This is a genomic window from Pseudomonas sp. NFACC37-1, assembly GCF_900101575.1.
Taxonomy (GTDB): Bacteria; Pseudomonadota; Gammaproteobacteria; order Pseudomonadales; family Pseudomonadaceae; genus Aquipseudomonas; species Aquipseudomonas fluorescens_AA.
The window spans coordinates 57,410-70,613 of the sequence record NZ_FMUZ01000016.1 but is presented as its reverse complement, the minus strand read 5'-3'; the positions used below and the strand labels follow the sequence as shown (position 1 = coordinate 70,613).

The following is a 13,204-nucleotide window of genomic DNA, read 5'->3' as shown; positions in this document are numbered from 1 at the left end:
CGGCGGAACTTTCCTTCAGGCATCGGCTTCGGACTTTACAGGCCGACAGCCAAGCCTGCATACAGGCTTGAGTCGGCAGCCCGACCACTCAGCTTGAGGAGATTTTTCCATGCCTGGTTTCCTGAACAACAAACGTGTCGCCATCCTGGTGACCGACGGTTTTGAACAGGCCGAACTGACCGGCCCCCAGCAGGCGCTGGAACAGGCCGGTGTCAAGGTGGACATCGTTTCGGCCCGCGAAGGCCAGGTCAAAGGCTGGAACCATAACCAGCCGGCCGACGACTTCCCGATCGACCTGACCTTCAAGGCCGCCAATGTCGAGCAGTACGACGCCGTAGTACTGCCCGGTGGCGTGCAGAACTCCGACACCATCCGCATCGATCCCGACGCCCAGCAACTGGTCAAGGGCTTCGAGGCGGCGGGCAAGCCCATTGCGGTGATTTGCCATGGCGGCTGGTTACTGGCGTCGAGCGGGCTGGTCAAGGGCAAGACCATGACCAGCTACAAGACCCTCAAGGATGACCTGGTCAACGCCGGCGCGAACTGGGTCGACCAGGAAGTGGTCAAGGACGGCACGTTGATCGGCAGTCGCCAGCCCGATGACATCCCGGCGTTCAACCGCGAGTTGCTCAGCGCGTTGTCCGCTTGAAGCCTGGGACGCTCTACTCTGTAGGAGCTGGCGAAGCCTGCGATCTTTTGATCTTTCGCTTGGGAATCAAATTGTCCGGGGAAAGATCGCAGCCTCGTTGCACTCGACAGCTCCTACATCGCCACATGTCCAGCGCAAGCCCCGCCAAGGTTGCAACACGGTATACTCCCGCTCTTTTTTCCGGAGCGACGTCATGTCCCTGCCTAGCCTGCGCCTCAAAGCCAACGCCGACCGTCGCCTGCGCGCCGGCCACCTGTGGGTCTACAGCAACGAAATCGATGTGGCCGCCACGCCCCTGCATGGCTTCAAGGCTGGCGACCAGGCCATCCTCGAAGCCGCCGGCGGCAAGCCGTTGGGCATCGTTGCGATGAGCCCCAACAACCTGATCTGCGCCCGGCTGCTGTCCCGTGACGTGAAGCTGCCGCTGGACAAGTCCCTGCTGGTGCATCGCCTCAACGTGGCGTTGTCCCTGCGCGAGCGGCTGTTCGACAAGCCGTTCTATCGCCTGGTCTACGGTGATTCCGACCTGTTGCCAGGCCTGGTGGTCGACCGTTTCGGCGACATCCTGGTGGTGCAGATCGCCTCGGCCACCATGGAAGCCCACAAGGACGACGTGATCGCCGCCCTGACCCAGGTGCTCAAGCCCAGCGGCATCCTGTTCAAGAACGACTCCGCGGCCCGTGACGCCGAGGGCCTGAACCGCTACGTCGAGACCGTGTTCGGCCTGGTGCCGGAATGGGTGGCCCTGGAAGAAAACGGCGTGAAGTTCGAAGCGCCGGTCATGGAAGGCCAGAAAACCGGCTGGTTCTACGACCACCGCATGAACCGCGCACGCCTGGCCCCGTACGCCAAGGGCAAGCGCGTGCTGGACCTGTTCAGCTACATCGGCGGCTGGGGCGTGCAAGCCGCGGCGTTCGGCGCCAGTGAAGTATTCTGCGTCGATGCCTCGGCCTTCGCCCTCGACGGTGTCGAGCGCAACGCCGCGTTGAACGGCTTCGCCGAGAAGCTGACCTGCATCGAAGGCGACGTGTTCGAAGCCCTGAAGGAGCTCAAGGCCAGCGAAGAACGTTTCGACGTGATCGTGGCCGACCCACCGGCCTTCATCAAGCGCAAGAAGGACCTGAAGAACGGCGAAGGCGCCTATCGCCGCCTCAACGAGCAAGCCATGCGCCTGCTCAGCAAGGACGGCATCCTCGTCAGCGCGTCGTGCTCGATGCACCTGCCCGAAGACGACCTGCAAAACATCCTGCTGACCAGTGCCCGTCATCTGGACCGCAACATCCAACTGCTCGAACGCGGCGGCCAGGGGCCAGACCACCCGGTACACCCGGCCATCGCCGAGACCCGCTACATCAAGAGCATCACCTGCCGATTGTTGCCCAACAGCTGACACCGGGCGGGGCCAGTGCCGTAGCGCTGTGCCCCGCGCACTCGAATCGCATTCTGATCGCGGCCTCGGCTGCGATTTTTTTTGCACGCCCGAACAAGTCCATAGGAGAACTCCCACACAATTTCCAGAGCCTTCCTACTCAATCTCCCCGCGCCCGGCGGGCATGACGCATTAGGATTGAAAGCGCCCCCTCAGGTACGCCTTGGACCTCGTCAATGACTGATCCGCAAAATCGCCTGGCTGCCCGCAAACCGGCCACCGTAGGCTTGTTGCTGACGCTGACACTGCTCGGCGTCTTTCCCATCGATGTCGTGCTGCCCTCGTTCCCCGCCCTGTCCGAGCATTTTGAACGCTCATCGGCGGACATTGCCTTGTCTGTCAGCCTGTTCGCGGTGGGAATTGCCCTTTCCCAACTGCTGGTCGGCCCGCTCTCCGACGTCATGGGACGAAAAAACCTGCTGTTGATCGGGATCGCCGTTTCCGCCGTGGGGGCCGCCGGTTGCGTGCTCGCCGACGGTTACGGGGCCTTTCTGTTCTTGCGTGTCGTCCAGGCCCTGGGATGCGGTTGCTTCGTGCTGTCCCAAGCGCTGATCCAAGACCTGTTCACCGGTCAGGAACAGCAGCGCCTGCGGATCTTTCTGGTCACCTGCGGGGGGATTTTCATTTCCGTTTCGCCCCTGGCCGGCACCGGGCTGCAAAGCTGGATGGGCTGGCGAGGCAGCTTCCTGGTGTTCATTGCCCTGGCAATCGGTGCATTCATCAGCGCCTGTCGTTTACTTCAACGCCCTGTGGCAGACAGCCAACCCAGGCGCCTGGACTTCATCGCATCCTATCGAAAGGTCTGCGGCGACTTCAGCTTCATGGCCTATTGGTTAACCTCGGCGCTGGCTTTTTCCTGCCATTTTTCGTTCATCGTCATCTCGCCGCTGGTCCTGATCGACCAGTTGCGCCTCTCCCCCGAGGCTTTTTCCCTGGCGCTGCTGGGCTATGGGCTGGCCTACATCGGCGGAGGCGCGGTGGCGTCCGTGCTGAGCAATCGAATCGATCCACAGACGCAAATCATCACCGGGCTGGCCCTGATCCTCGCCGCAGGCCTCCTAATGCTGGGGCTTGCCAATCACCTGGGTTTGTCAGTCAGTACCCTGTTACTGCCCATGATCGTGTGCACCACCGGAACGACCATTGCCCGCGCAGCCGCCCACACCCAAGCCATGAACAGATTTCCCGGGCGGGCCGGCACGTCCGCCTCCGCCGGCAGTGTGCTGATCTTCATCGTCGGCGGGCTGACCAGTGCCGCGATCAGCCTCACCCCGCTGGACTTGCAGCTCACCCTGGCCCTGTGCCTGGTCCTGCTCAGCCTGCTGGGGCTGGCGCTCAATGCCCTGGTCCGACAGCGTGACAGGGGGCTGTTGACCGGCTGAACCCTGCCAGTCGTCATCCCGTGCACGACATTGGCGCCCGATCAGCGCTTTGCGTCATTTCATCCTGGCGCCAGCGGTGTAGAATCGTGACATTCATCGCCATTCATCCCCGGCGGGTTTATGAGCTCATGCCGAGGCGCGCAGCGATCCTGCAAAGTCATCGGCCACTTCCGGACACACGGCCAAACCCGGGTGCTCCAGACGTCGACAGAAGCTCACTTCCCCATTGATACCTGATAAGTACCTGATTAGCCGCCCGGAGTGCTCCATGCCTGATTACCGCTCGAAAACATCCACCCATGGCCGCAACATGGCCGGCGCCCGTGCCTTGTGGCGCGCCACGGGGATGAAGGATGACGACTTCAAGAAGCCGATCATCGCCATTGCCAACTCCTTCACCCAGTTCGTACCCGGCCACGTCCACCTCAAGGACCTCGGCCAACTGGTTGCCCGGGAAATCGAACGCGTCGGCGGCGTTGCCAAGGAATTCAACACCATCGCCGTGGACGACGGCATCGCCATGGGCCACGACGGCATGCTCTATTCGCTGCCGAGCCGCGAGATCATTGCCGACTCCGTCGAATACATGGTCAACGCCCACTGCGCCGACGCCATCGTGTGCATTTCCAACTGCGACAAGATCACCCCGGGCATGCTCATGGCCGCCCTGCGCCTGAACATCCCGGTGATCTTCGTGTCCGGCGGCCCGATGGAAGCGGGCAAGACCAAGCTCGCCAGCCACGGCCTCGACCTGGTCGATGCCATGGTGATCGCCGCCGACTCCAGCGCCTCTGACGAGAAGGTTGCCGAGTACGAGCGCAGCGCCTGCCCGACCTGCGGTTCGTGCTCCGGCATGTTCACTGCCAACTCGATGAACTGCCTGACCGAAGCCCTGGGCCTGGCCCTGCCGGGCAACGGTTCGACCCTCGCCACCCACAGCGATCGCGAGCAGTTGTTCCTGCAGGCCGGCCGGACCATCGTCGAGCTGTGCAAGCGCTACTACGGCGAAAACGACGAGTCGGTGTTGCCGCGCAACATCGCCAACTTCAAGGCGTTCGAGAACGCCATGACCCTGGACATCGCCATGGGCGGTTCCACCAACACCATCCTGCACTTGCTGGCCGCGGCCCAGGAAGCCGAGATCGATTTCGACCTGCGCGACATCGACCGCCTGTCCCGTCATGTGCCGCAACTGTGCAAAGTCGCGCCGAACATCCAGAAGTACCACATGGAAGATGTGCACCGCGCCGGCGGGATCTTCAGCATCCTCGGTTCCCTGGCCCGTGGCGGCCTGTTGCACACCGACCTGCCGACCGTGCACAGCAAGAGCATGGCCGAGGCCATCGCCAAGTGGGACATCACCCAGACCACCGACGAGGCCGTGCATCACTTCTTCAAGGCCGGCCCGGCGGGCATCCCGACACAGACCGCGTTCAGCCAGTCGACCCGCTGGGAGACGCTGGACGACGACCGTGAAAACGGCTGCATCCGTAGCGTCGAGCACGCTTACTCCAAGGAGGGCGGCCTGGCCGTGCTCTACGGCAACATCGCCCTGGACGGCTGCGTGGTGAAAACCGCCGGCGTCGACGAGTCGATCCATGTGTTCGAAGGCAACGCCAAGATTTTCGAAAGTCAGGACAGCGCGGTGCGCGGCATCCTCGCCGACGAAGTGAAGGCCGGCGACATCGTGATCATTCGCTACGAAGGTCCGAAAGGCGGCCCGGGCATGCAGGAAATGCTCTACCCCACGTCCTACCTGAAGTCCAAAGGACTGGGCAAAGCCTGCGCCTTGCTGACCGACGGTCGGTTCTCCGGCGGCACCTCGGGCCTGTCCATCGGCCACGCTTCGCCGGAAGCGGCGGCTGGCGGAGCCATCGGCCTGGTGCGCGATGGTGACAAGGTCCTGATCGACATTCCGAACCGCTCGATCAACCTGTTGATCAGCGACGAAGAACTGGCCGGGCGCCGCATCGAACAGGACAACAAGGGCTGGAAGCCGGTGGAAGTGCGTCCACGCAAAGTCACCACGGCCCTCAAGGCCTACGCCCTGCTCGCCACCAGCGCCGACAAGGGTGCGGTGCGTAACAAGGCGATGCTTGACGGCCTGTAAGCGTCGTTCGTCGCAATAAAAATGCCCCGCCAAGTGCGCGGGGCTGTTCGTTCCCACGCTCTGCGTGGTAATGCCTCAAGGGACGCTCTGCGTCCAGTGACGCGGAGCGTCACGGTATGCATTCCCACGCAGAGCGTGGGAACGATCATTGCAGGCTTACTGGATATCTTCCGGCTTGACGATCACCCAGTTCTTGTCCGCTGTCACCGGCAGTCCTTCCTTGGCCTGGGCGGCGGCGTGCTTGGCCATCATCCCGTTAATCTGGGTCATGTATTTGTCCTTGCGGTTGACCCACAGGTGAATCCCGCCCTTGGCCACGTCCACATCGTGGAACAACATGTAGCCATCACTGCTCGGCGTGTCGCCAGCCACCAGCACCGGTTTTTTCCATTCGTCGATGTACGTCAGGATCGCCGCGTGCTTGCCGGCCATCCAGGTCGCCGGGGTCCACAGGTAAGGCGTGTATTCCAGGCCGAGGTTGGCCTTCTCGTCATACTTGCCCGCGGTGATCTGCTTGCGGGCGGTGGTCAGTTCGCCGGTCTTGCGGTCCTTGAGCAACGTAGTCACGCCGATCACGTTCTGCGGCTTGAGGTTGTAGCCGTATTTCGGGTCCGCGGCGACCATGCGTACCAGCTCTTCGGAAGCGGCGGTCATGACATAGACCTCGATGCCGTTTTCCATCAGTTTGTTGTACAGCTCGGCCTGGCCGGTGAAGACTTTCGGCGGGTTGACGTTGTACTGGACCACCTTGTCGCCATCGTAATAGGTGGTCGGCACCGGCTTGCCGGACGCCATCAGCTCATCGACATAGCCCTTGAGTTCCTTGAGCGTGAAGCCCGAGAACACCTGGGCCACCCACGGATAGCAGACCATGTCATCCACTTCGCACAGGCGGTAGTAGTAACTGAACAGGCTTTCCTTGTGGTCGGCCGTGTCCTTGAACGGCATCAGCTTCAAGGACGGGTCCAGGCTTTCCCGGGTGATGAGGCCCTTGTTCTCCATGAACGGCAGCAACGACTCCTCAAGGTCGTAGCGGTAACTGGTGTTGTCCATGTCGAACACCGCGTAGTTACCCTTGTTGGCGTTGGCCGCGATCATCGCGTCCAGGGCCTTGGCCTGTTCCGCCGGCCAGTGCTTGAGTTCGGTGGCGAGCACCTGGCCGGCGAGGCCAAGACTCAAGGCGACAGCGAGAAAACGAGGTGCGAGCTTCATCGGCATTTCTCCCGGGTTCAAAGAATCCGACGCTAACAAATGCTTGTGACAGTCCTCGCCTGTGGGCGACCGCTTACATCGTGATCACGCCAGCCGCGTATCCGTAAACGTCACTGCCTTATTCCATAAACGACAATCTACATGCTTTTTTAGTATTAATTCATTAGTTATCAGGCTGTTAGGCTCCCCGGTTCGCAGTCGCGGCTTCAGGCGACTGGCACAAGTCTGATGGAGCTCTTTTGATGAATCTGCCGCTGATCCTCAATCTGCTGGTATTCCTCGCCTTGCTGTTCGGCCTGGCGCAAACCCGCCACAGTACCTGGAGCCTGGCCAGGAAAGTGCTGCTGGCACTGGTGCTGGGCGTGGTGTTCGGCATCGCCCTGCACACGATTTATGGCGCCGGCAGCCCGGTCCTCAAGGCCTCGATCGGCTGGTTCGACCTGGTGGGCAACGGCTATGTGCAATTGCTGCAAATGATCGTGATCCCGCTGGTCTTCGCGTCGATCCTCAGCGCCGTGGCCCGCCTGCACAACGCCTCGTCCCTGGGCAAGATCAGCTTCCTGACCATTGGCACGCTGCTGTTCACCACCGCCATCGCCGCGCTGATCGGCATCGGCCTGACCAACCTGTTCGGCCTCACCGCCGAAGGCCTGGTGGCCGGTACCCAGGAACTGGCGCGCCTGCAAGTGATCCAGAGCGACTACGCCGGCAAGGTCGCCGACCTGAACATCCCGCAACTGCTGCTTTCGTTCATTCCGCAGAACCCCTTTGCCGACCTGGCGCGGGCCAAGCCGACGTCGATCATCAGTGTGGTGATCTTCGCCGCGTTCCTCGGTGTCGCGGCGTTGCAGTTGCTCAAGGATGACGTGGAGAAAGGCCAGAAAGTGATCAACGCCATCGACACCCTGCAAAGCTGGGTGACGCGCCTGGTGCGCCTGGTGATGAAGCTGACGCCGTACGGTGTGCTGGCGCTGATGACCAAGGTGGTGGCCGGCTCCAACCTGCAGGACATCATCAAGCTCGGCAGTTTTGTCGTGGTGTCGTACCTCGGGCTGGGCCTGATGTTCGTGGTCCATGGCCTGTTGGTGTCCGCTGCCGGGATCAACCCGCTGCGCTTCTTCCGCAAGATCTGGCCGGTGCTGACCTTCGCCTTCACCAGCCGCTCCAGCGCGGCCACCATCCCGTTGAGCATCGAAGCCCAGACCAGCCGCCTCGGCATTCCACGGGCGATTGCCAGCTTCAGCGCCTCGTTCGGCGCCACCATCGGCCAGAACGGTTGCGCCGGCCTTTATCCGGCCATGCTCGCGGTGATGGTCGCGCCGACCGTGGGCATCAACCCGCTGGATCCGGTCTGGATCGCGACGCTGGTGGCGATCGTGACGTTGAGTTCAGCCGGGGTGGCCGGGGTCGGTGGCGGCGCGACGTTCGCCGCGCTGATCGTGCTGCCGGCCATGGGCTTGCCGGTCGCGCTGGTCGCCTTGCTGATTTCCGTCGAGCCACTGATCGACATGGGCCGTACGGCGTTGAACGTCAGTGGCTCGATCACCGCCGGGGCGATTACCAGCCAGGTGATGCAGCAGACTGACAAGGCCTTGCTCGATGCCGAGGAGCATGGGGAGTTGGTGCAGGCTTGATGGCCTGACACTTGTGGGAGCAAAGCTTGCTCGCGATCCGGGCCCGGTCCATGGAAGACCGCGTCGCTTTCATCGCGGGCAAGCCTTGCTCCCACAGGCATGCTCCCACAGGGCTTACAGCTTTTCCCACACTTCGAAGCTGTAGGCCGGCTTGTCCCCTTCCGCCGGGTTCGGCTGGTTCGAGACCAACTTCCATTGGCTCGAATCAAACTCCGGAAACCAGGCATCCCCCTCCGGGCTCAGCGCCACGCGGGTCAGGTACAGTCGATCCGCCTGTGCCAGGGCCTGGGCGTACAGCTGGGCGCCGCCGATCAACATCAGCTCATCGACGCCCTGTTCCAAGGCCCAGGCCTCGGCCCGTGCCACCGCTGCTTCCAGGGTGGAAAACACCTCCGCCCCCTCCAGCACCAGCCCCGGCTGGCGACTGACGACGATGTTCAGGCGCCCCGGCAGCGGTCGGCCGAGGGAATCCCAGGTCTTGCGACCCATGATGATCGGCTTGCCCAAGGTGGTGGCCTTGAAGTATTTGAAATCCCCCGGCAGGTGCCAGGGCATGCTGTTGTCGACGCCGATCACGCGGTTTTCACCGAGGGCTGCGATCAGGCTTAAGGGGAGAGTTTTGTTCATGGCCGCGAGGATACCAGAGGCCCGGCGTACCCCGACAGGCATCACAGCGGTTATGCTCAACCCTCATTCGAGCAACGGAAGCCCCCGTGACAGCACTGCAGAACCTCTGGTTGACCGAGACGATCCGCCTGCGTGAAGAGCACGCCGGCCCGCTCGAGGACCAGGAAGCCAATCGCCTGGCCCGCGCGGCAGGCGGCGATCTTTCCACCCGCATCCGTCACCGCGCCCGCTGGCTGGCCGAGCGCGATGGCCTCACCCAAGCCCTGCGCCATTGGCTGCAAGGGGCACGCCTGGCGCTGTTCGTGCTGGCGGTGCTCGCCATCATCAGCGGCGCCGGCCTCGGGTTCGCCGCCCTCGGCGATGGGCAAACACCGGTCAATGTGTTCTGGGCCCTGGGCAGTCTTCTGGGGCTGAACCTGATCCTGCTCGTCGGTTGGGTCCTGGGCCTGATCTTCGCGGGCGAGCAAGGTGCCGCGCTGGGGCGCCTGTGGCTGTGGCTCAGCGAAAAACTCGCCCGCGATGCCAAGGCCGCCCAACTGGCACCGGCCCTGCTGCTGTTGCTGCAACAGCACAAGCTCAATCGCTGGGCCCTCGGTGCGCTGGTCAATGGCGTGTGGCTGCTGGCGATGCTCAGCGCGCTGGTCATCCTGCTGATGCTGATGGCGACCCGGCGCTATGGCTTTGTCTGGGAAACCACCCTCCTCGGCAGCGAGACCTTCGTCGCCATGACCCGAGGCCTCGGCGCACTGCCTGCCCTGTTGGGCTTCAGTGTGCCGACCGTGGAGATGATCCGCGCCAGCGGCGACGGCGCCCTGGACATCGAGAGCGCCCGCCAGGCCTGGGCCGCCTGGCTGGTCGGCGTGCTGCTGGTCTATGGCGTGCTGCCACGCCTGGGCCTGGCTTTGCTGTGCCTGTGGCGCTGGCGACGCGGTCGCGCCACATTGCACCTGGATTTGAACCTGCCGGGCTACGCCCAATTGCGTGAACGGCTGATGCCCAGCAGCGAGCGCCTGGGCGTCAACGACGCCGCGCCCGCGCAGTTGCATCAGATCGAAAATGCGGTCAGTGCGCAGGAAAGCGACGGAGCCTTGCTGGTGGCGATCGAACTGGACGAGCGGCCCTGGCCACCGAAACTGCCAGACACCGTGAAAAATGCCGGCATCCTCGACAGTCGCGAATCCCGCCACCGGCTCCTCGAACAACTGTCGCGCTTTCCCCCGGCGCGACTGGCGATTGCCTGCGACCCACGCCGTTCACCGGACCGGGGCAGCCTGGCGCTGATCGCCGAGCTGGCCCGCAGCGCCAGCGCCACCCGCGTCTGGCTGTTGCAGGCCCCACTAGGCGAAGCCCTCGACGCCGAACGCCTGGGCGACTGGCACAACGCGCTGCAGCAGTTGCAGCTACCCTTCGCCGACTGCATGCCCTTGAACTGGCTGGAGACCGGCCATGACTGAACCCATGAAGCCGTTGAAGCTGGCCGTGGTCGGCCACACCAACGTCGGCAAGACCTCGCTGCTGCGTACCTTGACCCGCGACGTCGGCTTCGGTGAGGTGTCCCACCGTCCGAGCACCACCCGGCACGTCGAGGGCGCACGTTTGTCGGTGGACGGCGAAGCGCTGCTGGAGCTGTACGACACGCCGGGCCTGGAAGACGCCATCGCCCTGCTCGATTATCTCGAGCGCCTGGAGCGCCCTGGCGAACGCCTGGACGGCCCGGCGCGCCTGGCTCGCTTCCTCGAAGGCAGCGAGGCACGGCAACGCTTCGAACAGGAAGCCAAGGTGCTGCGGCAACTGCTCGCCAGCGACGCCGGGCTGTATGTGATCGATGCCCGTGAGCCGGTGCTGGCCAAGTACCGCGATGAATTGGAAGTCCTCGCCAGTTGTGGCAAACCTCTGCTGCCGGTGTTGAATTTCGTCAGCAGCGCCCACCATCGCGAGCCCGACTGGCGCGAAGCCCTGGCGCGATTGGGATTGCACGCCCTGGTGCACTTCGACAGCGTCGCCCCGCCCGAGGACGGCGAGCGGCGCCTGTATGAAAGCCTCGCGTTGTTGCTGGAAAGCGCCCGTGGGCAACTGGAGCGACTGGTCGCCGACCAACAGGCCCAACGCCTGGCCCGCCAGCAGAGCGCGGCGCGCTTGATCGCCGAATTGCTGATCGACTGCGCCGCCTGCCGACGCAGCGTGGCCAGTGATGCCGAGCTGGAACGCGAGGCCATCAGTGAACTGCGCAACGCGGTGCGTCAGCGCGAACAGCGCTGCGTCGAAGCCCTGCTCAAGCTCTACGCGTTCCGCCCCCAGGACGCTGCGGCCAGCGACCTGCCGCTGCTCGACGGACGCTGGGGCGATGATTTGTTCAACCCTGAAACCCTCAAGCAACTGGGTGTACGCGTCGGTGGCGGAATCGCGGCAGGGGCGGCGGCCGGCGCCGGCGTGGACTTGCTGGTGGGTGGCCTGACCCTCGGTGCCGCGGCCCTGGCCGGTGCCATTGTCGGCGGCACCCTGCAAACCGCTCGCAGCTATGGCAACCGACTGATGGGCAAGCTCAAGGGGCAACGGGAACTGACGGTGGACGATGGCGTGCTGCGCCTGCTGGCCCTGCGCCAACGACAATTGCTGCAAGCCCTCAACCTGCGCGGCCATGCGGCGATGGACAGCATCCGCATCGCCACGCCCCAAGACAAGACCTGGCGCGAGGGCAAGCTGCCCGATGCCTTGAACAAGGCCCGGGCGCATCCACAGTGGTCGTCGCTGAATCCTCATGCGCGGTTGAGCCAGGCGGAACGGCAGGAGCGGATCGAGCAGTTGGCCGAGCAGCTCTAGACATTCCCTGCCTGAACCGGGGACAAGGTAGACACTGTTTGTGGCGAGGGGATTTATCCCCGCTGGGCTGCGCAGCAGCCCCAAAACCTGACACCTCGGTTTCTCAGGTCAATAAAAAAAGCAACGCTGCCCCGTAGTCAGTCGTCGATCAATACCTTGAGCGCCAAAGCCGCTTCAGCCAACGCCAGCTCACTGAACACTTGCACCCCATGGCGCTTGAGCAATGCCGCCGTCACGCCTTCGCCACTGACCTTCACACCACTGAACGTCCCGTCATAGGTCAGCAGATTGCCGCATGACGGGCTGTTGGCCTTGAGCACAGCGATACGGACGCCGTGTTCACGCACCTGTTCCAATGCTTGATACGCGCCTGACAAAAACTGCGCACTGACATCCTCACCGTCGGTAGTGATCACGGCTGCGTGGCCGTCGAGCACTTGCCCACCCTGCCCGCCGGGAATCTCCGCCGCCGCCCGGGGCGTGGGCAGGCCGCCGGCGACTTCCGGGCACAGCGCCACGATCCGGCCTTCGTCGAGCCAGTGCTGAAGCTGATCGAACGGCCCGCTGGCACCGCCGTCGTAGCGCACGCGATGGCCGAGCAGGCAGCGACTGACCAGGATCTTTTCCATCGTCAGAACAACTCGTTGCCGCGGCGTCGAAACCACCCCGTCAAGGACAGGCGATCCCGGGTGGCCGGCAGTACTTCATGGGGGATGCCCCCCGACAGGAACACCACCAGGCAACCGCCGATGGGCACCACGTCACGCTCCACGCCATCCTCCAGGTACATGCGCAACTGGCCGCCATGTTCCGGCAGCCAATCGTCATTGAGGTAGAGCACCGCAGACACCGCGCGTCGGTCGTCATCGCGGAAGCGGTCGACGTGCTTGAGGTAGAACGCACCGGGCGGGTACAGGGCGAAATGGCTTTCGAAATCCTCCAACCCCAGGAACAACCCGCGATTCATCGCCTCGCGCAGGCTGTCCATCAACCCCAGGTAACGGTCGCAGGCTGGCGCCTGGCCGGGTTCGATCCACTGGATGCGATCACCTCGAATGCCTTCGCGAATCTCCGAGAACGGCCCGCGTCCGACCGCTGCCGGAGCCAGCTCACCCTCGGCGGCACGCTGGCGGCATTCGGCCGCCAGGGCACGGGTCAGCGCGTCCGGCAGGAAGAGGTTCTGCTGCGACCAGCCGCGCTCGGCCAGGTCGTCGACGATACGTAACAGCAGCGGGTGATCAGAAGGTATTTGCATGGCGCGCATAGTATGCCTGTGCCTGCAAAACCGACAGCGCCACGCAGCGGCTTCGCTGCGTCGGATAGCACCACCGTACGAACTTG

11 protein-coding genes are annotated in these 13,204 nt (G+C 63.7%); 7 read left to right on the top strand and 4 right to left on the bottom strand.

The genetic code is table 11. The features are described 5' to 3' along the window. The first annotated feature begins 109 nt into the window (after positions 1-109). The 4 genes from BLP82_RS17505 (at position 110) to ilvD (ending at position 5,570) form a co-directional block, all read left to right on the top strand. Positions 110-649 carry a type 1 glutamine amidotransferase domain-containing protein gene (locus BLP82_RS17505; protein WP_092170662.1) on the top strand — a complete coding sequence of 180 codons (540 nt, stop codon included), beginning with the start codon at positions 110-112 and terminating at the stop codon, positions 647-649. 193 nt (positions 650-842) lie between these two features. Then, on the top strand, positions 843-2,039 hold the full coding sequence (locus tag BLP82_RS17500; protein ID WP_003206543.1) for a class I SAM-dependent rRNA methyltransferase: 1,197 nt from the start codon (positions 843-845) through the stop codon (positions 2,037-2,039). Between the two features lie 215 nt (positions 2,040-2,254). Then, on the top strand, positions 2,255-3,460 hold the full coding sequence (locus BLP82_RS17495; RefSeq protein ID WP_092170658.1) for an MFS transporter: 1,206 nt from the start codon (positions 2,255-2,257) through the stop codon (positions 3,458-3,460). Positions 3,461-3,728: 268 nt separating this feature from the next. Further along, positions 3,729-5,570: a dihydroxy-acid dehydratase gene (ilvD, locus tag BLP82_RS17490; protein WP_072405931.1), complete on the top strand. Its 1,842-nt coding sequence runs from the start codon at positions 3,729-3,731 to the stop codon at positions 5,568-5,570. A 156-nt stretch (positions 5,571-5,726) separates the two neighbouring features. Here the strand turns inward: ilvD and BLP82_RS17485 are convergent, their stop codons facing one another. Next, positions 5,727-6,782 (bottom strand): HAD family hydrolase, encoded by a 1,056-nt coding sequence (locus BLP82_RS17485; protein ID WP_060740173.1) that lies wholly within the window; start codon positions 6,780-6,782, stop codon positions 5,727-5,729. Positions 6,783-7,024: 242 nt separating this feature from the next. Between BLP82_RS17485 and BLP82_RS17480 the strand changes: the two genes are divergently transcribed. Further along, on the top strand, positions 7,025-8,416 hold the full coding sequence (locus BLP82_RS17480) for an L-cystine transporter (RefSeq protein WP_092170655.1): 1,392 nt from the start codon (positions 7,025-7,027) through the stop codon (positions 8,414-8,416). Positions 8,417-8,530: 114 nt separating this feature from the next. Here the strand turns inward: BLP82_RS17480 and BLP82_RS17475 are convergent, their stop codons facing one another. Next, positions 8,531-9,043, bottom strand: coding sequence for a dihydrofolate reductase (locus tag BLP82_RS17475; RefSeq protein WP_092170818.1), 513 nt, complete (start codon positions 9,041-9,043; stop codon positions 8,531-8,533). A gap of 86 nt (positions 9,044-9,129) precedes the next feature. On the opposite strand from BLP82_RS17475, the gene BLP82_RS17470 reads away from it, so the two are divergent. Beyond that, positions 9,130-10,497: a DUF2868 domain-containing protein gene (locus BLP82_RS17470; RefSeq protein ID WP_092170651.1), complete on the top strand. Its 1,368-nt coding sequence runs from the start codon at positions 9,130-9,132 to the stop codon at positions 10,495-10,497. After that, on the top strand, positions 10,490-11,863 hold the full coding sequence (locus BLP82_RS17465; RefSeq protein ID WP_092170648.1) for a GTPase/DUF3482 domain-containing protein: 1,374 nt from the start codon (positions 10,490-10,492) through the stop codon (positions 11,861-11,863). Before BLP82_RS17470 ends, BLP82_RS17465 begins: the two co-directional genes overlap by 8 nt. 137 nt (positions 11,864-12,000) lie before the next feature. Here BLP82_RS17465 and BLP82_RS17460 read toward each other — a convergent pair whose 3' ends face one another. Both BLP82_RS17460 and BLP82_RS17455 read right to left on the bottom strand, forming a co-directional pair. After that, a complete protein-coding gene (locus BLP82_RS17460) occupies positions 12,001-12,492 on the bottom strand; it encodes a 2-thiouracil desulfurase family protein (protein ID WP_092170644.1) in 492 nt (163 codons plus the stop codon). A gap of 2 nt (positions 12,493-12,494) precedes the next feature. After that, positions 12,495-13,127, bottom strand: a complete 633-nt coding sequence (locus BLP82_RS17455; RefSeq protein ID WP_092170641.1) for a 2OG-Fe(II) oxygenase — start codon at positions 13,125-13,127, stop codon at positions 12,495-12,497. Between the last annotated feature and the right edge of the window lie 77 nt (positions 13,128-13,204).